Source organism: Pseudomonas sp. B20(2017) (assembly GCF_002113125.1).
Lineage (GTDB): Bacteria > Pseudomonadota > Gammaproteobacteria > Pseudomonadales > Pseudomonadaceae > Aquipseudomonas.
This window is the reverse complement of sequence record NZ_NEJP01000018.1, coordinates 118896-141091: the sequence shown is the minus strand read 5'-3', so window position 1 is coordinate 141091 and position 22196 is coordinate 118896. Positions and strand designations below refer to the sequence as shown.

The following is a 22196-nucleotide window of genomic DNA, read 5'->3' as shown; positions in this document are numbered from 1 at the left end:
TAAACTTGCTCGGGTCGTATTCGCACTACTAAAGGGGCAGAGCGAATACCAGCCGAAAGCAAGTTGAGGGTTGCCCCTCAACCATAGAATCTCCCACAGGGTCAGTTGAATGCCGATCCAATGTGGGAGCGAGCTTGCTCGCGATGAGGCCATCACAGCCACCGTTGCAGTGGCTGAATGAATCCGGTCAGTCAGTGACGATCCGCGAATGTTTCTGGGTGTCTTTCATGGTGATGTACACCAGCAGAGACACCGCGATGCACGCGGTCACGTACCAGTAGTAACCGGTTTCCATGCCGATGCTCTTGAACCACAGCGCGATGTATTCGGCGGTGCCGCCGAAGATCGACACGGTCAGTGCGTACGGCAGGCCGACGCCCAGGGCGCGGATTTCGGTCGGGAACAGCTCGGCTTTCACCACGGCGTTGATCGAGGTGTAGCCGCTGACGATGATCAGCGCCGCCATGATCAGGAAGAACGCGCCCCACCAGGTCTGGATGGTGTGCAGGGTCATCAGGATCGGCACGGTGAAGATCGTCCCGAGCACGCCGAAGGCGATCAGGATCGGACGACGACCGATTTTATCGGACAGGCCGCCGATGATCGGTTGCAGGCACATGAACAGGAACAGCGTCGCTGCGGAAATGGTGGTGGAGTCGGAGATGCTCATGCCGACGGTGTTCACCAGGTATTTCTGCATGTAGGTGGTGTAGGTGTAGAACGCCAGGGTGCCGCCCATGGTCAGGCCGACCACGGTCAACAATTCCTTCGGATGGCGCATCAAGGTGCGCATGGCGCTTTCCTTGGACTTCTCTTTCTTCACGAAGGATTCGGTTTCTTCCATGCCGCGACGCAGGTACAGCGCGACGATTGCGCACAGCGCGCCGATGGCGAACGGAATACGCCAGCCCCATGCGTACAGTTGCTCGGTGGTGAGCATCTGTTGCAGCACGATCAATACGCCCAGCGCGATGAGCTGGCCCGAGATCAGGGTCACGTACTGGAAGCTGGAGAAGAAGCCGCGACGTTCCTTGGTCGCCATTTCCGACAGGTAAGTGGCCGAGGTGCCGTATTCGCCACCGACCGACAGGCCTTGCAGCAGACGGGCGAACACCAGCAGGATCGGCGCGCCGATGCCGATGGTTTCGTAGTTCGGGCTGAGGGCGATCAGCAGGGAGCCGAAGCACATCAGGTACACCGAGGCCATCAGCGCCTTTTTACGTCCGACCTTGTCGGCGTACAGGCCCATCAGCCAGCCACCGATCGGACGCATCAGAAAGCCCACGGCGAAGATCGCGGCGGTGTTCATCAACTGCGCGGTGGTGGAGCCGGCGGGGAAGAAGGTCTTGGCGAAGTACAGCGAGAAGGCGGCATAGACGTACCAGTCGTACCACTCGACCATGTTGCCGACGGAACCGCTGAAGATCGACTTGATGCGACTGGCGGTGGTTCGTTCTTTGGCCGGCACGGCAGCCGACCCAAGAGGCAGGGCGTTGGAGTTATCCATTGAAGGATCCTTCGTTTAATTGTTTTTGTGGAGCGCGTCGAAACGCAGCCTGCGGGTGCTATAGCAGGAGCTGTGCCAACGGGGGGAGGGCCGGTTTAGAGGGGGTGGGGAAGTTTATTGAGCGGAAATCCGCTCATGTATGAGTTGTATTGAGCGGAAAATTGCTCACCCCTGACGGATAGATCATTGTCGTCTGTGCCGGCCTCTTCGCGGGCAAGCCCGCTCCCACAGGTTTTTTGTGAACACAGAATCTGTGAACACTACCGACCACTGTGGGAGCGGGCTTGCCCGCGAAGAGGCCCGATCAGGCACTGCAAAAATCAACTGCCCTGCACAAACATCTCGCGAGTCAAACCATGGCGCTGCATCTTTTCATTGAAGGTGCGGCGCGGCAGTTGCAGTTCTTCCAGCACGGCTTTCACATCGCCCTTGTGCCGCGTCAGTGCAGCCCGCAAACATTGTGCTTCAAACGCCTCTTGCTGCGCCGCCAGCGACTGACCCGGATCGATACCCTGCACCGGTTCATCCAGCCCTAGCACCTGCCGTTCGGCAACGTTCGCCAACTCCCGCACATTGCCCGGCCAGTCATGACTCAGCAGATGACTCAATTGCGCGCCACTGAGCGGTGGAAACGTCCGGCCCAGGCGCTGGGCGGCGCTCTGCGCGAACGATTCGAACAACAGCGGAATGTCTTCCCGACGATCACGCAACGGCGGCAATCGCAGCTCGGCGACGTTAAGGCGATACGCCAGGTCTTCGCGAAAACGCCCGGCCCGCGCTTCATCCAACAAGTCGGGTTTGGTCGCCGCGACGATCCGCAAGTCCACCCGGATGCTCTGGTTCGACCCCAGCCGCTCCAGCTTCTGCTCCTGCAACACCCGTAGCAGTTTCACCTGCTGGGCCAGCGGCATGCTTTCGATTTCGTCGAGAAACAGCGTGCCGCCATCGGCGTATTCCAGCTTGCCGATGCGCTTGCCGGAAGCCCCAGTGAACGCGCCGCTCTCATGGCCGAACAACTCGGCTTCGAACAGCTGCTCGGGGATCGCCGCGCAGTTCAACGCAACAAAGGGTTTGTCGGCGCGCGGGCCGAAGTCGTGCAGGCAGCGGGCGACCAGTTCCTTGCCGCTGCCGGTTTCGCCACGGATCAACACGTTGACCGGCAGCGTTGCCAGATCCAGCACCTGCCGGCGCAAGGTCTGCAAGCCACGGGACACACCGAGCAGCGTTGCATCCAGTCTGGCGCGGTTGTCAGCCTGTTCGTGCAGGGCGCGGTTTTCCAGCACCAGCCGACGCTTGTCCAGCGCCCGGCGCAGGCTGCCGAGCAGGGTCTCGGGGCTGAAAGGCTTTTCCAGAAAATCGTAGGCGCCGTCGCGCATCGCTTCGACCGCCATCGGCACATCGCCGTGGCCGGTCAGCAGAATCACCGGCAGATCGGCATCCCGGCGCTGCACTTCGGCCAGCAGTTCAAGACCGCTGAGGCCGGGCATGCGCACATCGCTGAGAATCACCCCGGCAAAATGCTTCGGCAGCGCCGCCAGGCATTCCTCGGCGCGGCTGAACAGCTGCACCTCGAACCCGGACAGGCTCAGCCATTGCTCGACAGCATTGCGAATGCTGCTTTCGTCATCGACCACCATCACCGCATTGAGCATCAGATGTGCGCCTCCAGATCGATCGGCAAGGTCAGACTGAACACCGCGCCGTTGTCGCCATTTTCGGCGCACAGACGTCCGCCGGATTCATGGACGATGGCGAACGATACCGCCAGCCCCAGACCCAGCCCGTCACCCACGGGCTTGGTGGTGAAGAACGGATCGAACACCTGACCCAGATGTTCTTCGGCGATGCCGCCACCGTTGTCGATGACGCTCAGACGCCACAATTGCTCGTCGGTTTCCAGACGGATTTCCAGACGTTTGCACGGTTTGCCCTGCATCGCATCGAGGGCATTGCGCAGCAGATTGATCAACACTTGTTCGAGACGGATCGCATCGCCGCGCACCCAGGCCGGACGGGTCAGGTGCAGCACCAGACTGACCTGTTCATCGCGCAGACGCGCATCGAGCAATTGCAGGGCCTGATCGACCACCGTCGCCAGATCCAGCCGCTCGCGCAAGCCGCTGGGGCTCTTGCGGGCGAAGGTTTTCAGGTGGCCGGTGAGGGCGGCCATGCGCGTGAGCATGTCATCCACCGGTTTGAGCGCCTTGTAGGCGTCATCGACCCGACCGTGATCGAGCAGCAGTCTCAGAGTTGCAAGCTGCATGCGCTGGGCGGTCAGCGGCTGATTGATTTCGTGGGCCAGCGCCGCCGACATCTGCCCCAGTGCCGCCAGTTTGGCCGACTGCACCAGTCCGTCCTGGGCGGTGCGCAAGTCGCGGGTGCGTTCTTCGACCAGTTGCTCAAGCTCTTCGCGGCTGCGCTGGCGCATCTTCGCCAGACGCCAGCGCTGGTTGAGGAACAGCAACAGGAACACCAGCGCCAGCCACACCCCGGCGGCGGCGAGGCCGGCGTTGCGCTGATCCTCGAAGGACACTTGCGGGCGCCGCAGCAGATGCAGCGTCCAGCCTTCGGCGGTCAGCGGCAGCGATTCCCATAAGTAATCACTCGTGCCTTGCGGGCCTTCGACGCGGCGCAGATCACTGTTGTCGTCGAAGCTGCGCAGCGCCAGATGCGTCAGCGGCACCAGCGACTGTTTGTCGTATTGGCGGGTGGCCTTGATCTCGCGGTAATCAGCCGGGCTCAGCGGGTGCAGCAGGCGATAGCGCCAGCCGGGCTGGTTGGCGATGAAGATGATCCCGCGCGCATCGCTGACCAGCAGGGTGTCACTGCCCTGGCTCCATTCGCGTTCGAGTTCGGGAAATTCGAGCTTGACCACCATCGCCCCGAGGAACTCGCCGTTGTCGCCGAGCACCGCGCTGGACAGGAAGTAACCGGGAATCCCGCTGGTCACGCCGACTGCATAGAAACGCCCGGTGCCCTGAGTGCGGGTCTGGCTGAAATAGGGGCGAAAGCCATAGTTGTGACCGACGTAACTGCTGGGCAGACGCCAGTTGCTGGCCGCCACCGCGAGGCCGGTGTGGTCGAGCAGTTCAAGGGTCGAGGATTGTGCGGCGCCGTTGATCTTTTCCAGCTTCAGATTCAGCGCAGCCTGCTGTTCGGCATCCACGGGACCTGCCAGCGCCGCACGCAATTGCGGGTCCAGCGCGAGCACGGCGGGCAGGGCGCGGTAACGGTCGATCAGGGTGTGCAGGGAGTTGGCGTACAGCGCCAGCTGTTGATTGGCCCGAGCGGCGTCTTCTTCCAGCGCCTGGCGCTCGGCGTGGCGAATGGCAAGCGTCGCGGCGAGGGCGGCGCCGGCAATGATCAGCAGGGTGTACAACGACAGACGCAACGTACGGGAAGTCGGCAGCATGCTGGGGCAAACGGATGGCAGGACGGGCGGGCAAGATAGCATGTGCCCGCCCGGTCCGGCGTATTGTCGAAGCGACTCAGACGTACGTTTCGCTCGTCGTGCGTTGCACTCGATGCTGCATTTTTGTCCTGGGCTTGGGGATCGGTTTTTTCAGTGACTCGTCACTGACTTGCTGTGCCAGTTGGGCCAGGCGTGCCGTTACGCTGTCGGCTTCGCTCGGAGAGTCCTTGAGCTGTTGCGCGGAGTTCAATACCTGATCAATGGCATCAAACGGATCGACCCCGGTTTTTAGCAATTTCATGACTTCGCGTTGTTGATTGCCCCCCAGGTCATCCAGCTGTCCATAGAACATGTCCTGAAGGCGTTGCGGATAGGCGCTGAGGTTGTCAGTGGCATCCTTGATGCTCTGCAGGAGTTCACTGCCTCCCTTGATCAGGTTTTGCGCCCCTTCAACGGCGCTGGCGGTGGTCTCGGCGGCAGCTGTCACCGTCGCGGCGATTTCCCGGGTACGCAGGGTTTGCACGGCCTTCAGGCTTTTTTTGAAAAAGTAGTAACGCAACAGCGGAAAAACGATGGCCCCGGCGAGCGTGCCCACGCCAGTGCCGATCAGGTTGCCAATACCCGGTACAGCGGTGCCTATAAGTCCACCGACACCCGCACCTTTTATCGCACCGTAGAGGGCCGATTTGATCCCGTGCCGGGACTTCATGAAGGTGCCAAAGGTGATGCTTTCGCGCAGTTCATTGATGTCGGCGTCCTCAGGAACAAGGCCGTCGAATTCGCTCGCCAGGTTGTGCAACTGACCTGCTGCGGTTGCTGCTCTGTCGAGCACGCCGATAAAGCCTTTCGCCACGTCAAAAAGTGCCTTCGCGTTGCCCGTTTTGTCGACATGGATGATCGGGTTGTTGCCCACGAACGCATACAGATTCAGCCCGTCGACGGTTCCTGACGGGTCGGCAGCCGTCCAGCGCCCCAGCCACGGCGCGTAGTATCGGGCGCCGTAGTAATAACAGCCGCTGACATCCATTTCCTTGCCCGAATAGCGCAAGGTCTTGTAATCGACTTCGACGGCGGAGCGCGCAGTCAGTGTCGCGCTGGCACCGAACGGCAGATAGGTTTCTTCGCTGATCAATCGTGCTTGTCCATCCAGCTCTTTCACGGCCGAGCCCAGGTGATCCTCCAGCCGGAAACGCAACTGATCGGCTGCAATGTCCGGCGGTTTGCCGGCCACCCAGTGCAGGCAGACTGCGCCGCCCAGGTTGATCCGGTGCAATTCTTCACCATTGTCCCGGGTGCGGATTTCCAGTCCGGGCAGATAACGGACTTCATGGAAGTGGGTCATTGTCGTCGTGTGGGTCTCGTGACGTTTGTAGACCCGCTCGCCCTGGCTGTAGCGGTAATATTCTTCGTCGTTGGCACTGCTGCCGTTGCGATCGACCAGGGTTAAAGTTTCCAGTTCTCCCCGGATGTTCCAGTGCAACGGCATGCCCGGTTGCAGGGCCAGCAGATTGCCGGCCCGACTGTACAACCGATCGAAATCGGGTGTCGGATCCCCCTGTTTCCAGCGCACCCCCCGGTTGCTTGCGGGGTCGACGAAGATCTCGCGGGTATGGTTGGCGCCTTCGCGTACATGGATGGTTTTGATCAGATTGCTGCCGTCGTCGTATGCGTACGTTTCGGTGTACGGGCGTCGATCGTTCGGGTCCGTGGGCTGTGGCCTTGCGGGATTGTCCGAGGGCGGTGCGTCGGCATGGCCGCTGGCACTGTGCAGGCGATACAGCGAATCGTAAGTGAATGTCCGATCATTAGTGATGTGTCGATTGGCGAAAAAGCGGGGCGTAAAGGCGTGATCGAGGATGGCGATGATGTTGCCCACCCGGTCGTATCGGTATTCGAAATCCTGATGCACCGTCGCCGGGCCTGATTGTGCGATCTGCCGGTGCAGGCGCCCGATGGCCGGATCGTACAGCCAGCGGCTGAGGACGCCGTTGCCTGCGAGTCGCTCGATGATCTGTCCGGCGGCGTTGTACCGGGCATCCTTGAGCACAGGATGCAAGTCGGGTTGGCCGTTGAGCTGCAGCTGAGTGTGAATGAGCTGGCCGGCAACGTCGCAACGTGATCGCTGCGTGTGACCGCCGGCATCGATCGTCTTCAGCACCACGCTTAACGGGCTGAATGTATGGCGGCTGACAAAGGCTTTACCATCGTGAAAAGTGCGAGTGTCATGCAACACGCCGCCCGTCAGTCCGATGCTGTGAAATTCGACGTTGCCGGACGGGTCGCTACGTTCGACCAACTTTCCGCGCAGGTTGTGGCCCGGGTTGTGGTTGACATCGGCGTACGTCATCGTTTCGACGTTTGGTGTGCCGTTCTCTTCAATGGTCAACGGGCGCAACTGGCCATCGTACGTCACGACTCGGTGATTCCCGTTCGCGCTCCAGGATTGTGCAGGCAGACCGCCCAGCCCATGCAGGATGACGTCAATGCCGGCGTCAACGCTGGCCGTCCTCAGCGCCTGACCATTGAGTGCGAAGAGCGCGAACGTATTCGGTGCGGGCAGACGGGGATCGCGATGGGCCACCAGTCGCCCGGCGACGTCATATTGCTTGCGGGTAATGAGCGCCTGCACGTCTTCACCGGCCACCGTGCGCAGGTATTCGACCTTGCGGATCCCGAGGGCACGCGGGTCATGAACCTGCAAGGTGGGCGTGTGCCAGTTATCGGATTGACTCACAGAGCTGCTCCTGACGTGTTCAGCGGCGTGCAGCGCGTTGCCGCGTCAGGAATTGATTGTCGGTAGTGCCCATCTCCTTGTACCAGGCCATGCCTGCTTGCATTCGGTTGATATAGTCCAGCGTCTTTGCGGTCTGTTGTCGCAGACCTGAGCGAGTGATCGGCGCGAGCGTTTCACGGGACGTCATGTGAGTGATGTTGGGAATATGATCGGCGGGATAGATGACATCTGTACCCAGTGCGTCTAAGCCCGCCTCAGCCCAGGCAGAGCGTTGTTCCACGGCCTCTTTCCATTCACTGAGCATCGTCTCGATCTTGCCGATCTTGACGGGATCGAGACGGTTCTTGATGTCTTCGGCCTCCACGGCCCGGGCAAACAGATTGAACGCGCCGCCAAGGATCGATATCCACGCCCCCACCAAACGCCCCATCACGAACTCAGGGTTGAGCACCGAATTGAGTGCCGGGTGGATCAACTCGTCCTTGATGCTCTGCCAGTCGCCGTGGATGTCGTTGACGACTTCCGGGATTCCCAATGCCTGATCGATCGCGGACACGGATATTTTTGAAGTCTGCGGTATGAGTGCGCCGACCAGCCCCATGCCTGTGATTGGCGCTGCCACGCCACCCGCCACATCACCGCCGACGTTGCCCCCCGTCACCGCCTCGACAAAAGGCAGACGGTTCACTTTGCTGTTGGAGACGTAATGCTCTACATCCGGGATGAACTGGCTGATCTGTTCTCCGCCGATGTTGCCTGCTTCATAACCGAATACACCACTGGCCACCTCGCCGATGGTATTCGCCAGCAGATTTCTCTTGATGTTCTTTTGATGGATGACGTTGTCGATCTGAACCATCGTTTGTCCGGCAATGCCTTCCAGCGTCGACAAAAAACCCGAGTACAGCATGATGACACTCTCCGCCTTTGCACCTCCTGAAGGGTCAACATAGCTAACCGGGTTGTTGGAGACATAAGCGTAAAGATTCAGCCCGTCCACAGTGCCCGCACGATCGGCACTGACCCACCGTCCCAACCAGTTGGCGTAGTAACGGGCGCCGTAGTAATACAGGCGGGTGACATCCATTTCCTTGCCCGAATACCGGATGAAGCGGTAATCCACCTCGATCAGGGTCCGCGCCACCATCCATGCGGTGGTTCCGAACGGCAGGTAACCTTCTTGGCTGATCATCTGCGCCTGCTGATCGAGCTCCAGCGCGACCGAGCCGAGATGATCGCTGAAGGTGTAGCGCAACTGATCGGCAGTGATGCCCGTCGGTTTGCCGGCTTTCCAGTGCAGGCACACCACGTTGCCACTGGGCAGCGGCAGGGTGATCAGGTGCAACTCTTCGCCGTTGTCTCGGGTACGAATTTCCAGCCCCTGCAAATAGCGTACTTCGTGGAAGTGGTTGACGTTGGTGGTGTGGGTGTCGTGGCGTTTGTAGACCCGCTCACCCTGGCTGTAGCGGTAATACTCATCGTCGTTGGCGCTGCTGCCATTGCGGTCGACGAGGGTCACCTTGTCCAGCTCACTACGGTTGTTCCAGTTCATCGGTACGCCGGGTTGCAGGGCTTGCAGGTTGCCGGCGGGGTCGAACAGTTTTGTGAAGTCCGGCGGCGGATCGCCCTGTTTCCAGCGCACGCCACGGTTGCTGTTGATGTCGATGAACATCTCGAAGGTGTGGCTGGCACCGTCGCGCATGTGGATGGTTTTGACGAGGTTGTTGGCGTCGTCGTACTGGTAGCTTTCGCTGTAGTTGCGTCGGTCATCGGGATCGGTCGGTTGCGGTCGGCCGAGGTGGTCCGAAGGCGGGGCGTCGGTATAGCCGGTGGCGTGGATCAGCCGATAGAGCGAGTCGTAATCAAAGGTGCGGTGGCCATCGACCTGCTGGTTGCGAAAGAAGCTTGGTGTGTAGGTGTGGTCGAGGATGTGGGTGATGTTGCCCACCCGGTCGTATTTGTACTCGAAGTCCTGAAGCGCCGAATCTGATGCCTTTTGTACGGAGTGGCGATGCAGAAGCCCGTCGGCGGCGTGGTACTGCCAGTGGCTGGTCACGCCATTGCCGGCCTGTTGCTCGAGAGTTTGTCCGGCGGCGTTGTACTGCGCAGCCTTCAGTACGGGTTGCCAACCGGACTGTCCGTTGAGCTGAAGCTGAACCAGCGTGAGCTGCCCGGCAACGTCGCAGGTCATTTGTTGCCTGTGACCGCCGGCGTCGAGGGTCGCCAGTACTGCGCCCAGCGGGCTGAAGATGCGGCGGCTGACAAAGGCTTTGGCATCGTGGAAGGTACGGGTTTCATACAGCCCGTTGCCCGTCAGCCCGATGCTGTGAAACTCGACGCTGCCGGACGGGTCGCGCCGTTCGATCATCTGTCCGCGCAGGTTGTGTCCGGGGTCGGCTGTGGCATTGGCGTAGGTGAAGGTTTCGACGTCAGGTCTGTTGTTTTCTGCAACGCTCAGCGGGCGCAACTGATTGTCGTAAGCCGTGAGTCGATGATTGCCGTTGGCGTCCCAGGATTGCAGGGTTTCGCCCGCGAGTCCCGGTAGCGTGACATTCGTGCCGGAGTCGACGCTGAAGTTTTTTAGCGCCTGACCGTTCAGCGCAAAAATGCTGGTTGTATTCGGCGTGGTCAGACGTGGATCGCGCTGCGCCACGGGAAGACCGGCAACGTCATAGTGCTGGTGGGTAATGAGTGCCCGTACATCTTCACCTGCCAGCGTGCGCAGGTATTCGACCTGGCGGATCCCGAGGGCGCGCGGATCATGAACCTGCAGAGTGGGCGTGTGCCAGTGCAGATGGGTGTTCATGATTTAACTTTTTTCGATGGCTTTTTCGCCGGTCTGACAGTTTTTTTCAGAGACAGCCTCGCGGGTTTGGAGGGGGGCGTGTCATCTGTGTCATTGAAGTCGTAACTGAGTTTGAACCACGGATGCAGAAGGTCGAAAGCCAGATGACCGAGCGCATTGATCGTCTGGATCGGCCGTCCCAGGGCATCGTAGAACATCCGGTCGTGGTAGCCGTGCTCACGCATCGCACTGTCATTGATGCAGCGATGGGTATTGAGGAAGTAAGCGCGGTAGACCCGGATGGTTTCACCCTTGTGGTTGTATTCCACGCGACTCTGCACCCGCCAGCGCTGAAGGGCTGGCAGTTCGATCGGTTTGCCATCGGCGCCGGTCGTGAGGTCGTCCTCGGCTTTGGCGACTAAGGCTTGGCCCGGCGGGACGAGCTGTTTGCTTTGCAACTCGCGGCCAAAGCCGTCGACGTAGCTGATCCTCATCTGAATCTGTTGCAGCGAGTCGGTGTGATAGCGGTCGGCAACCAGGCTCAGGCTGTGCACTGGTTGTCTGAGGGCGGTGCGGATGATCTTGAGCAGGGTCTGTTCACTGGCGGTGCATTTTTTTTGCTGGTTCAGCCAGCGCAGTGCCGAGGCGCGTATGCGGCCGCCGGGCAGGATCAGGCCGTTGGCAATCCATTGCTTTCTTTTGAGACGCATCATTTTGAGCGGGAGCAACGGCATCCAGCTGAACAGCTCTGTGCGCACCACGCTGGCGGCAGATGCCAGCACGGTTTTTGGATTGGCAAGGGCGAACTCGACGCTCAGATCAGACTGTGGCGGATAAACGGACAGTCGTTCGAAACCGGCCGGCAGTCCCTCTTCTGTGCCATGAAAACTGTGTGCAATGGGGTGACCACCCGCTTCGTACAGCGCTTCCTGAATATTCTCGTTGGGGTCCGTGACACTCTTTGGGAGCAGGGTGTGCATGTCGTAGACCATTGTCGTGATGCAGCCGTCCGGCAAAGTGATGGCAATGGTCAGCAGATGGACCGCGTCCCAGGTGATGTGCGTCACGCCATGGCTGGTGGTCTGCTGCACGGCAATGGGGTGGTAAAAACCGCTGGCATCGTCGTAGGTGAAAAAACCGCTCTGTGCCGACCACAGGTTTTTCAGCAGGTCCTGTGCCGGATCCTCCGGGAAGAACAGCTTCATCGGGGCATAGCCGATTTTTGCCAACTCGTCCCGAATGACAATCGGGACATCGTCGTAGGCCGCCAGTGCCTTCTTGTCGAACACAGCCTGTTCGGTTGGCCCTGCCAACGGCGGATACAGAATCTTGCCGGCCGCCTCCAGATAGGTTTGCTGCGAGAGCGAAGTCAGTTCGCGTGACGCAGTCCATTGCGCGCTGTCTTTGTGCCGGTCGAGGTTTTCGAAACTGATTGCGCCCGCCGTCAATCCGTCCGGCAGTGTTCCCTTGGGCAGCATCAGCGCATTGCCGCGCTGGCGCCAGGGCAAGCCGAGCAGCCAATGGCCGCCAGTGATCAGGTGCGTGTGCTCGGCAAGGGACTCTGCCAGATAGAAGTACCGCTGTTGCTCGTCGTGGCTGTCCAACCAGGCAAGCCGCTGATCCTCTTGATCAAGGGGCGGTTCGTCGGTTTCGGTACGACGGCGTGCGCAGGCGACTTTCAGACTGTGAGTCAGATGGCCGAACTCGTTCCACGCTAGATTGACCACATGCTGACAGTTAGGGTCGTCCATGAAGCGTTCGTATTGATGGCTGCGGCTTTCCAGTTCCAGCACCAGCAGGCTGGATGGATTTTCTTTGACCACTCGTACCCGATAGCGAAATTCGCTCAGGGAGAACAGGCGTGCCGGGGCGGGGTCGTCTGCCTGGCAGACTTCGGTGCGCAGCAGACGACCGGCCAGGGCGTCGGCGATTTCCAGATCATTGTCCGTCTTGCGCCGCTTGCGAATTTGCTCCTGCTGGCGTTTGGCGTCGAACGTTGAAATAACCGTGGGCCCCAGCGGCGTGATTTCGTCGTCGAGTTCGCAGATGCCTTTCAGGACGAGATCGATGCTTCTCCCGGTATGAAACCAGTGCGTCACCCGCATCGGCGCCGTGTGGCCACTTTCGGCCTTGCCCGGTTCCAGCTCACTGTCGGTCTGACAGACTTTGCCGAAACCGCGAAACTCGCGTTCGTAACCGTCGTAGTAACCCTCGAAATATTCGTGGAACTGCATCAGGTAATTGCCGGTGATTTCATCGTCCTGGCGCAACCAGTGAAGCACCATCTGGGGAAAGGGCAGAAGACAGACCGGACGTCGACGCGCCCTCAGTTCCAGACGTTTCTCATCCAGCCAGCATTGCGCACTGCTGCGATGGTTCAGGGTGGCGCCATAGCCCATGTTGTTGTTGCAACCGGTGAGCAAGTAGGGCCGTTCACTGACGAAGTGATACACCCAGTGCTGCGGTTTCATGTGAGGTTTGGTGAACAGCAGGCTGGCGCAGCCAATGCCTCGCAGGTCGGCGAAGGTCACCTGGCAGAGGTTGTCGTAGCGAATGCCGGTGGGCCATGGCACACGCACGGGTGTCGAGGCCAAGCCATTGCCACCCTGGTTGAACCAGATTTCGAAGTAGTCCGAAGACAGGTAAATGAAGGCCGGGGCACCAGAGCCGTCGAGATCGGCGATGCGCACCTGGTCGGCATCGAACTCGTCATAGGTGAATGGCAAACCGTCCAGCTTGAAACCCTCTGCAAACCGACCATGCCCGAGACTGATCCAGCAACGGATTTCATCGTGGCGGATCCGGCACAGCTCCATACCGCTGGCGCCCATGCCACTAAATGACACCAGTTCGCTACGGGCATCGCTGAACAGCGGTAGTCTGTCCGGATCATGCAGCACATCCTGGCCGGGAGCGAAGCCTTTTTCCCTGAGGCTGGCATACACCCGCACGCTGTTCGGGCCGATGAGGGCCATGGAGTCCAGTCCATCGCCTTTCAAGTCGCCCAGTCGGGCCATTTGATGGAAGTACTCCACTGGAAACTGGCTGAATGGTTTGAACAACGACCAGGTGCCATCCGGATTGAGCGTGTAATAACCGCTGCCGCCGGGTTTGGCGACGACCCAGTCCAGACGTCCGTCGCCCGTGAGGTCGGTGAGGATCTGCACCACCGGTTTGCTGCTGTCGGTGTTAGGGATCAGCGGCAGCAAGGTCCAGGGGCCGTAGATGACTTCGTCTGTACCGGGTGTACCGCGCAAGGGTTCGCGGTAGTACCAGGCGTTGTCGTACTGGCAGAGAAATCCGGGCAGGCCTTCGCCATACAGATCGACGCAGTGGTATGGCTGGCCGTCGTTGAGGCCGGGCATGTGATCAAGCGGTAAAAAAGCCTGGGGCAGGGTGTTGAGTACGAGGTCCTGATAGAAATACTCGAGCGGAGGAGAGTGCTTGATCCTCCCGGCCGCGTCATAACTCATGTAGTGCGCCGCTTTCAGCTGACTGTAGCGGTGTGCTGTTTCCTCGTACTCCAGCAGCAGACGATTGACCAGCACCTTGTCGGAGCCAACGTTGTTGTACAGCAGGAATTGTCTGCAACGGCGTCGGGTTCCGAATTCAAAACCGAAGCGATGCATGCGAAACGGGTCGGGGCGAGGCGGCCACGCGTTTTCGTTGGCGGCTGCGTAAGGGGGAACATCGTCATAACCGGCGACGCGTTCGCCGTAGTCAACGATCAGTTGGAACAGCCAGTCCAGCAGCTCTGGTTGTGTGTGATCGAGGCAGTACAGATCAGTGCTGGCGGTCTTGTTGCAATAACAGACCTGCCGCAGATAGCGCTGCGCCTGGTAATCAAAACGGGTGTCGGCGACTTTGTCATCGGCCTTGTATTCGTAAAAGATGTTCTCGCCCACAGGGTTCCGGACTTCCACCAGTAACCACACAGCAATGTGGGTCGGATCGGCCGGGTCGAAGATGCATGACTGCAGGCTGTTGCCGTAGCAATGTTGCGAACCGTCGGCGCGCAAAACGATCCAGAAGGGGTTGCCGTCGGCAGGAGTCCAGAGTTCGTAGAGGTCGAACGTGCTTTCCAGACGCGGGAGGTAGCGCACGACCGAAAACGTTTTGGCTCGCCGGCCTTTGCCCCGTGTACGCCGGGTAACCTTGATCTTGCCGCGAGTCGTCTGCTCAGGTCGCAGGTCGGTGCCGTCAGCTTGCATAACGTCATCGGCTTCGTATTTCGGTACGCCCTTGCTGGTCTTGCGCGAGATCGCGCCCGGAGTGAAATCCCAGCCGAGGCCACATTTGCCGTTGCCCGAGTTGCCGTCGTAGACCAGATGCAACTCGGGATTGAACGTGCGTGCATTCAGGAACGGCACCGGCAATGAATATGCGCGCTGGCCGGTTACACCCATTTCCCCCCAGGTGCGTCCACCCGTGGCAATGGACGCTGTCTTGGCGATGGAAGGCGGGGTGACAAGCGCATCTGCATCTAGAGCCATGGCAACGCAACCGGTGAATGCCGAGATTGCACGCTAACAGAGCGCCTTTAATCCGACACCTGTCAGATTTGACAGGTGTTTTATCCTTCACTTTATGGCAGGCGAAAAAAAGGCCGGGATGTCATTGCTGACCGCCCGGCCTTTTTATTGACGGATGAAGCGCTTACTGCACTTCCACCGCCAGGCTTTCGCTGATCTTCTGTTGCCAGATCGCAGGACCGGTGATGTGTACCGATTCACCTTTGCTGTCCACCGCAACGGTGACCGGCATGTCCTTGACCTCGAACTCGTAGATCGCTTCCATGCCCAGCTCGGCGAACGCCAGAACCTTGGACTTCTTGATCGCTTGCGCCACCAGGTAAGCGGCACCGCCGACGGCCATCAGGTAAACGGCCTTGTTGTCCTTGATCGCGTCGATGGCGGTCGGGCCGCGCTCGGACTTGCCGATCATGCCCAACAGGCCAGTCTGCTCGAGGATCTGACGGGTGAATTTGTCCATCCGCGTGGCGGTGGTCGGGCCAGCCGGGCCAACCACTTCGTCACCGACCGGATCAACCGGGCCGACGTAGTAGATGAAGCGACCCTTGAGGTCTACCGGCAGGGTTTCGCCCTTGTTCAGCATCTCGACCATGCGCTTGTGCGCAGCGTCGCGACCGGTGAGCATCTTGCCGTTGAGCAGGACGGTTTCGCCCGGCTTCCAGCTCTGCACGTCTTCCGGGGTCAGGGTGTCAAGGTTGACGCGACGGGCCGACGGGCCGGCTTCCCAGACGATTTCCGGGTAGGCGTCCAGCGGTGGCGCTTCCAGCGAAGCCGGGCCTGTGCCGTCGAGCACGAAGTGCGCGTGACGGGTAGCGGCGCAGTTCGGGATCATGCACACCGGCAAGGAGGCGGCGTGAGTCGGGTAGTCCATGATCTTCACGTCGAGCACGGTGGTCAGGCCACCGAGGCCCTGGGCGCCGATGCCCAGCTGGTTGACCTTCTCGAACAGCTCCAGACGCATTTCTTCGATGCGGTTCTGTGGGCCACGAGCCTTGAGCTCGTGAATGTCGATGGATTCCATCAACACTTCCTTGGCCATCACAGCGGCTTTCTCGGCGGTGCCGCCGATGCCGATGCCCAGCATGCCCGGTGGGCACCAGCCGGCGCCCATGGTCGGAACGGTCTTGAGTACCCAGTCGACGATCGAGTCGGACGGGTTGAGCATGGCCATTTTCGACTTGTTCTCGGAGCCGCCGCCCTTGGCCGCCACGTCCACTTCCACGGTATTACCCGGAACGATGGAGTAGTGGATGACCGCCGGGGTGTTGTCCTTGGTGTTCTTGCGAGCGCCCGCCGGGTCGGCCAGGATCGAGGCACGCAGGACGTTTTCCGGCAGGTTGTAGGCGCGGCGCACGCCTTCGTTGATCATGTCGTCCAGGCTCATGGTCGCGCCATCCCAACGCACGTCCATGCCCACACGCACGAACACGGTCACGATGCCGGTGTCCTGGCAGATCGGCCGGTGGCCGGTGGCGCACATGCGCGAGTTGATCAGGATCTGCGCCATCGAGTCACGGGCCGCTGGCGATTCTTCGCGCAGGTAGGCTTCGTGCATCGCCTGGATGAAGTCCACGGGGTGGTAGTAGGAAATGAACTGCAGGGCGTCGGCAACGCTCTGAATCAGGTCGTCTTGCTTGATCACGGTCATGAGTCGCGCTCCTCTAAAAGACGGGAACATTCAATAAGGTGCCTGCGGCTTGGGTGCATCGGTCGGTCGCAGACACCTTTCAAGGCACGCCGGGGCTGCTGGCGCGACGCTAAAAAGGCGCGGCAGTATACCGCGCCTCGGTGGCGGGCACATCTGCCGGGAGTCATTCGTTGGTCGCATGGCTGCAGGTTTTTGACGCCAAATACCCGGCCCGAAAATCAATGGTCATTTATCGACCGGGCCACTAAAGTGGCAGCCGGTCTGTAGAGTAGGACACTCGGTCAGCCTCTTATCGCACGGTGAGTCAACGATTGACCCATAACGCCATTCAACGTCTTTTGCTCAAACGCTTCGCCCTCGCTGCAGCCACCTATGGATTGGCTTTGCTGCTGCTGTGGCTGGCGTATTTCACCGGTCACTACGACGATTCGCTGACCGGCGTCGCCGTTGGCAGCGCGCTGGTGGTGATCAGCCAGGCGGCTTTGTTCGCCCTGTTTTTTTCCGGCCTGAACCTGCGTTTCGCCGATCCGAGCCTGACCGAGGCTCAGGTTCTGCTCGGTCTCGGCTGGCAAACGTGGCTGATCGCGCATCTGGATGAGGCCCGGGGCGAGTTCCTGGTCTTTTACGTATTGATCCTGCTGTTCGGCCTTTTCCATCTGTCGCGCCGGGCGTTTGTGCGCTGCGCGATGCTGGTGTTCTTCAGTTTCTGCGCCATTACCTTGTGGGACGCTTACCACTTCAAACTGCCCGATCCGGCACTGGCGGCGTTGCAGGTGTGCATCCTGCTGATCGTGCTGGTGTGGCTGGTGATCTATGCACGTTTCGTCCAGACCTCACGGCAACGCATGCGCCAGCGCCGGTTCGCCTTGCAGGCGCATCAGGACACCCTGCGCGGGATGATGCGTCAGCTCGAAGACCTGGTGGCCACCGATGAACTGACCGGGCTGTTCAACCGCCGGCATTTTCTGCGCCTGGCCACCCGCGAGCTGAATGCGATGGAAGCCGACGTAGTGCACGGTCTGGCGCTGATCGACCTCGACCACTTCAAACGTATCAACGACCTGCATGGCCACGCCGCCGGCGATCAGGTGCTGCAAGCGTTCGCCGGGGTGGCCGGTGCCTGTCTGCGCGACGGCGATGTGCTGGCGCGTTATGGTGGTGAAGAATTCGTGGTGCTGCTGCCCGATTGCAACGCCGAGCGCCTGACCGCTTGCTGCGAACGGCTGCGCATCGCCTTCACCGACGTTGAACTGGTGGGCCTGAATGTGAAAAACCTGAGCCTGTCGGCAGGCATGACCCTGCTGGAACTGGGCGATGATCTGGACGACGCCTTGCAACGCGCCGATCAGGCGCTGTACCGGGCCAAACGTGACGGGCGTAACCGCTGCGCGGCGGCGTGGGAGAACGTCGATGCCTGAACTGCGGGTTGGTGAACGACAGTGGTCGGTGGCGGCGGGCAGCAACCTGCTTGATGCCCTCAATCAGAATGGTGTGGCGGTACCTTATAGCTGCCGCGCCGGCAGTTGCCACGCGTGCCTGGTGCAATGCGTGCAGGGTTTGCCCGCCGACAGTCGTCCCGATGCCTTGAGTGCCGAACAGCGTGATCAGGGCTGGCGGCTGGCTTGTCAGTGCCAGGTGATCGAAGATTTGCAGGTGCACACCTTCGATCCCGTCACCGATGGTCGCCCGGCCACGGTCGAAGCGCTGGACTGGCTCGGTGCCGATGTCTTGCGCTTGCGTCTGACGCCCCAGCGGCCGTTGCGCTACAGCGCTGGCCAGCATCTGGTGCTGTGGGCCGGCCACATTGCGCGGCCGTATTCGCTGGCGAGCCTGCCGGAGGAAGACCGCTTTCTTGAGTTTCACCTTGATTGCCGCGAGCCCGGCGAATTCAGCGATGCCGCGCGCCGCTTGCAGATCGGCGACCCGATCCGCCTCGGCGAACTGCGCGGCGGTGCGCTGCATTACGACCCGGACTGGCACGACCGGCCGCTGTGGCTATTGGCCGCCGGCACCGGGCTCGGCCCGTTGTTCGGGGTGTTGCGCGAAGCCTTGCGTCACGATCATCGGGGCGCCATTCGTGTCATTCACCTGGCCCATGATGCCGACGGGCATTACTTGGTCAAACCCCTTGAGGCACTGGCCGCGCAGCGGGAAAACCTCAGCGTCGAATGCTGGACGGCGGCCGAGTTGCCGGGCGCTTTGGCGCAACTGCGCCTTGTCTCCCGACAAACCCTGGCTTTAGTCTGCGGCTCGACTGCCAGCGTCGACGCGTTTGCCAAGCGTCTGTTCCTGGCCGGACTGCCGCGCAATCAACTGCTGGCCGATGTCTTCCTGAGCCGTGGTTGAGCGCTGAATTCTCAGACGCGAGACCTGCCATGCCCGAAGCCATCCTGCTGCACCGCGAACGCGGCTTGCTGACCCTGCGCCTCAACCGCCCGGACAAGAAAAACGCCCTGACCCGCGCCATGTACAGCCAGTTGGCCGAAGCGCTCAAGCAAGCCAATCACGACCCCGAAATCAACGCCGTGCTGATCACCGGCAGCGCCGAGTGCTTCACTGCCGGCAACGACATCGCCGACTTCATCCAGCAACCGCCGAGCGACCTCGACAGCCCGGTGTTTCATTTCATGCTCGAACTCCTCGAATGCCGCAAACCGGTGATCGCCGCCGTGGCCGGGGCGGCGGTGGGCATTGGCACCACGTTGTTGTTGCATTGCGATCTGGTGTACGTGGCGCGGGATGCGCGGTTGCGCATGCCGTTCGTCAATCTCGGGTTGTGCCCGGAGTTCGGTTCCAGCCTGATCCTGCCGCGATTGCTCGGGCAGGCCAAAGCGTCCGAGCTGTTGCTGCTCGGTGAGGGTTTTACCGGTGAGCAGGCGGCGCAATGGGGGATCGCGACCGAAGCGTTGGGCAGTGGCGAAGCCGCGTTGGCCAAGGCGCGGGAGATGGCGTTGCGGTTTGATGAGCTGCCGGCCGAAGCGGTGCGGATCAGCAAGCAGTTGATGCGTGCGCCGGATCGCGAGTTGATTCGCAAGGTGATCGAGGAGGAGGGGGCGCTGTTTACCCAACGGCTGAGATCGCCGGAGGCGCTGGCGGCGTTGACCGGGTTCATCAAACGGCATTGAAATCTTTGCCGACTGCCGACTGCCGACTGCCGACTGCCGACTGCCGACTGCCGCCGCGCACCTATCGCGCTCGCACTCCGAGCACTGATCGTTCCCACGCTCTGAGTGGGAACGCCTCAATGGACGCTCTGCGTCCGCTTCGGCATGGGACGCGGAGCGTCCCGGGCTGCATTCCCACGCGGAGCGTGGGTACGATCAAATCGAACATCACCAAAAGCAAAAAGCCCCGCCATTCACATGGCGGGGCTTTGCGTTTTCAGCAACCGGTCACTCAGACCTGCGGGTCGCCCACGTGCAGGATCTTCATGCCGTTGGTGCCGCCGGTGGTGTGGTAGCTGTCGCCCTTGGTCAGGATGACCCAGTCGCCTTTCTCCACCACGCCGCGCTTGACCAGCTCGTCGATGGCTTTCTGGCTGACTTCGTTCGGGGCCAGCGAAGCCGGGTCGAACGGAACGGTGTACACGCCACGGAACATCGCCGCGCGGGCCTGGGCTTCGCGGTGCGGGGTGAAGCAGTAGATCGGCACCGACGAACGGATACGCGACATGATCAGCGGGGTGTAGCCGCTTTCGGTCAGCGCGATGATCGCCTTGACGCCCGGGAAGTGGTTGGCGGTGTACATGGTCGCCAGCGCAATGCTCTCGTCGCAGCGCTCGAATTCCTTGCCGATACGGTGGCTGGAGGTCTTGCTGGTCGGGTGCTTTTCAGCGCCGACGCAGATGCGCGCCATCGCCTGCACGGCTTCCAGCGGATACTGGCCAGCGGCGGATTCGGCAGACAGCATCACGGCGTCGGTGTAGTCGAGCACGGCGTTGGCCACGTCGGACACTTCGGCGCGGGTCGGCATCGGGTTCTGGATCATCGACTCCATCATCTGGGTCGCAACGATCACCGCTTTGTTGTGGCGGCGTGCGTGCAGAATGATTTTCTTCTGGATGCCCACAAGCTCGGCGTCGCCGATTTCCACGCCCAGGTCGCCACGGGCAACCATTACAGCGTCGGAAGCCTTGATCAGACCGTCGAGGGTTTCGTCATCGGCCACGGCTTCGGCGCGTTCGATCTTCGCCACCAGCCAGGCGGTGCCGCCGGCTTCGTCGCGCAGTTGACGGGCGTAGTTCATGTCGGCAGCGTCACGCGGGAAGGACACGGCGAGGTAGTCGACTTCCATTTCAGCGGCGAGCTTGATGTCGGCCTTGTCTTTTTCAGTCAGGGCCGGAGCGGTCAGGCCGCCACCGCGACGGTTGATGCCTTTGTGGTCAGACAGCGGGCCGCCGATGGTCACGACGCAGTTCAGCTCGGTCGCGGTGGCGGTTTCAACGCGCATCACCACGCGGCCGTCGTCGAGCAGCAGTTCGTCGCCCACGCCGCAGTCCTTGACCAGGTCCGGGTAGTCGATGCCGACAACCTGCTGGTTGCCTTCGGTCAGCGGATGGCTGGTGGAGAAGGTGAACTTGTCACCGATCTTCAGCTCGATGCGCTTGTTGGCGAATTTGGCGATACGGATTTTCGGGCCTTGCAGGTCACCCAGCAGGGCGACGAAGCGGCCGTGCTTGGCAGCGAGGTCACGCACCAGCTTCGCGCGAGCCTTGTGCTCGTCGGGGGTGCCGTGGGAGAAGTTCAGACGGGCGACGTCCAGGCCAGCCAGAATCAGCTGTTCGAGAACTTCCGGCGAGTTACTGGCCGGGCCAAGGGTAGCGACGATTTTGGTACGACGGACGGACATGCAAAGACTCCTCAGGTTCAAGCGCTCGCAGAGGCTACTACGCTCTTTGGGTGTAGTCATTGTTCGTTTGCACTACTTATTGTTTTCTTTATTGAACACGGCAACTTTGGGACAAACGCGCCTGAAGATTTTCGACCAGAGGTCGATACAGAGCACAAGACAGGAGAACCCCCATGCGATTCGTGCCCATTGCCGCCCTTGCCCTCAGCGTCCTCGCTGCTTCGGGCTGCACCCGTTGGTCGATGAACCATCATTTGAACAACGCTTACAGCGCCTATGACCGCGGCAACTGCGAGCAGGTGATGCTCGAGCTGTCCAAGGTCGAACGCGCCAGCCGCGCCCGGCCTTACGTGTGGCCGGAAGTGTCGATGATGCGCGGCCAGTGCCTTGAGCGGCAGAAAATGTTCGTCGATGCGGCGCAGACCTATCAGTTCATCATCGCCTCGTACCCCAATAGCGAATATGCCTACCGCGCCCGCGCGCGTCTGGAAACCCTGCAGAGCCTGGGTCACTACCCGACCCGCAGCGCAGCGGCCGTGGTACGCCCGACCCGCTTCTGATGGCAGTTGTCATACAAAAGCTGGCCGGCTGTATAACGTGGGCTATAGTCCAATGACACCGGTGCAGATCGATATCTGTACCGGCGCAACACCTGCGACTGGCATGAGAAGTACGTGGCGAGCGCCACACCGGAAGCGGGGAGAGCGGGCCTGACGGTCAGGTTCGTTCC

12 protein-coding genes are annotated in these 22196 nt (G+C 60.8%); 4 read left to right on the top strand and 8 right to left on the bottom strand.

Annotated elements, in window-relative coordinates; all coding sequences use genetic code 11:
- Nucleotides 1-187 precede the first annotated feature (187 nt).
- The 7 genes from CAF63_RS23755 to CAF63_RS23725 form a co-directional block, all read right to left on the bottom strand.
- Nucleotides 188-1507: an MFS transporter gene (locus CAF63_RS23755; protein WP_085689512.1), complete on the bottom strand. Its 1320-nt coding sequence runs from the start codon at nucleotides 1505-1507 to the stop codon at nucleotides 188-190.
- A 320-nt stretch (nucleotides 1508-1827) separates the two neighbouring features.
- Nucleotides 1828-3159 carry a sigma-54 dependent transcriptional regulator gene (locus tag CAF63_RS23750; protein ID WP_085689510.1) on the bottom strand — a complete coding sequence of 444 codons (1332 nt, stop codon included), beginning with the start codon at nucleotides 3157-3159 and terminating at the stop codon, nucleotides 1828-1830.
- Nucleotides 3159-4919 (bottom strand): ATP-binding protein, encoded by a 1761-nt coding sequence (locus CAF63_RS23745; protein ID WP_085689508.1) that lies wholly within the window; start codon nucleotides 4917-4919, stop codon nucleotides 3159-3161. Before CAF63_RS23745 ends, CAF63_RS23750 begins: the two co-directional genes overlap by 1 nt.
- A 76-nt stretch (nucleotides 4920-4995) precedes the next feature.
- Entirely contained in the window at nucleotides 4996-7653 is a 2658-nt protein-coding gene (locus CAF63_RS23740; protein ID WP_085689506.1) for an RHS repeat-associated core domain-containing protein, read from the bottom strand.
- 19 nt (nucleotides 7654-7672) lie between these two features.
- Entirely contained in the window at nucleotides 7673-10459 is a 2787-nt protein-coding gene (locus tag CAF63_RS23735) for an RHS repeat-associated core domain-containing protein (protein WP_085689504.1), read from the bottom strand.
- Nucleotides 10456-14931: a SpvB/TcaC N-terminal domain-containing protein gene (locus tag CAF63_RS23730; RefSeq protein WP_085689502.1), complete on the bottom strand. Its 4476-nt coding sequence runs from the start codon at nucleotides 14929-14931 to the stop codon at nucleotides 10456-10458. The genes CAF63_RS23735 and CAF63_RS23730 overlap by 4 nt, the downstream gene beginning before the upstream one ends.
- A 163-nt stretch (nucleotides 14932-15094) precedes the next feature.
- Entirely contained in the window at nucleotides 15095-16618 is a 1524-nt protein-coding gene (locus CAF63_RS23725) for a fumarate hydratase (RefSeq protein WP_085689500.1), read from the bottom strand.
- A gap of 311 nt (nucleotides 16619-16929) precedes the next feature.
- Here CAF63_RS23725 and CAF63_RS23720 point away from each other — a divergent pair, with 311 nt between their 5' ends.
- From CAF63_RS23720 to CAF63_RS23710, 3 genes are read left to right on the top strand one after another with little or no spacing between them, the layout of a single operon-like run.
- On the top strand, nucleotides 16930-18036 hold the full coding sequence (locus CAF63_RS23720) for a diguanylate cyclase (protein WP_085689497.1): 1107 nt from the start codon (nucleotides 16930-16932) through the stop codon (nucleotides 18034-18036).
- Nucleotides 18029-18964: an iron-sulfur-binding ferredoxin reductase gene (locus tag CAF63_RS23715; protein ID WP_085689495.1), complete on the top strand. Its 936-nt coding sequence runs from the start codon at nucleotides 18029-18031 to the stop codon at nucleotides 18962-18964. Before CAF63_RS23720 ends, CAF63_RS23715 begins: the two co-directional genes overlap by 8 nt.
- A gap of 29 nt (nucleotides 18965-18993) precedes the next feature.
- Nucleotides 18994-19743, top strand: coding sequence for an enoyl-CoA hydratase-related protein (locus CAF63_RS23710; RefSeq protein ID WP_085689493.1), 750 nt, complete (start codon nucleotides 18994-18996; stop codon nucleotides 19741-19743).
- Between the two features lie 271 nt (nucleotides 19744-20014).
- Here the strand turns inward: CAF63_RS23710 and pyk are convergent, their stop codons facing one another.
- Nucleotides 20015-21466, bottom strand: a complete 1452-nt coding sequence (gene pyk / locus CAF63_RS23705) for a pyruvate kinase (protein WP_085689491.1) — start codon at nucleotides 21464-21466, stop codon at nucleotides 20015-20017.
- Between the two features lie 173 nt (nucleotides 21467-21639).
- Here pyk and CAF63_RS23700 point away from each other — a divergent pair, with 173 nt between their 5' ends.
- Nucleotides 21640-22026 carry a tol-pal system YbgF family protein gene (locus CAF63_RS23700; protein WP_011335675.1) on the top strand — a complete coding sequence of 129 codons (387 nt, stop codon included), beginning with the start codon at nucleotides 21640-21642 and terminating at the stop codon, nucleotides 22024-22026.
- Nucleotides 22027-22196 lie beyond the last annotated feature (170 nt).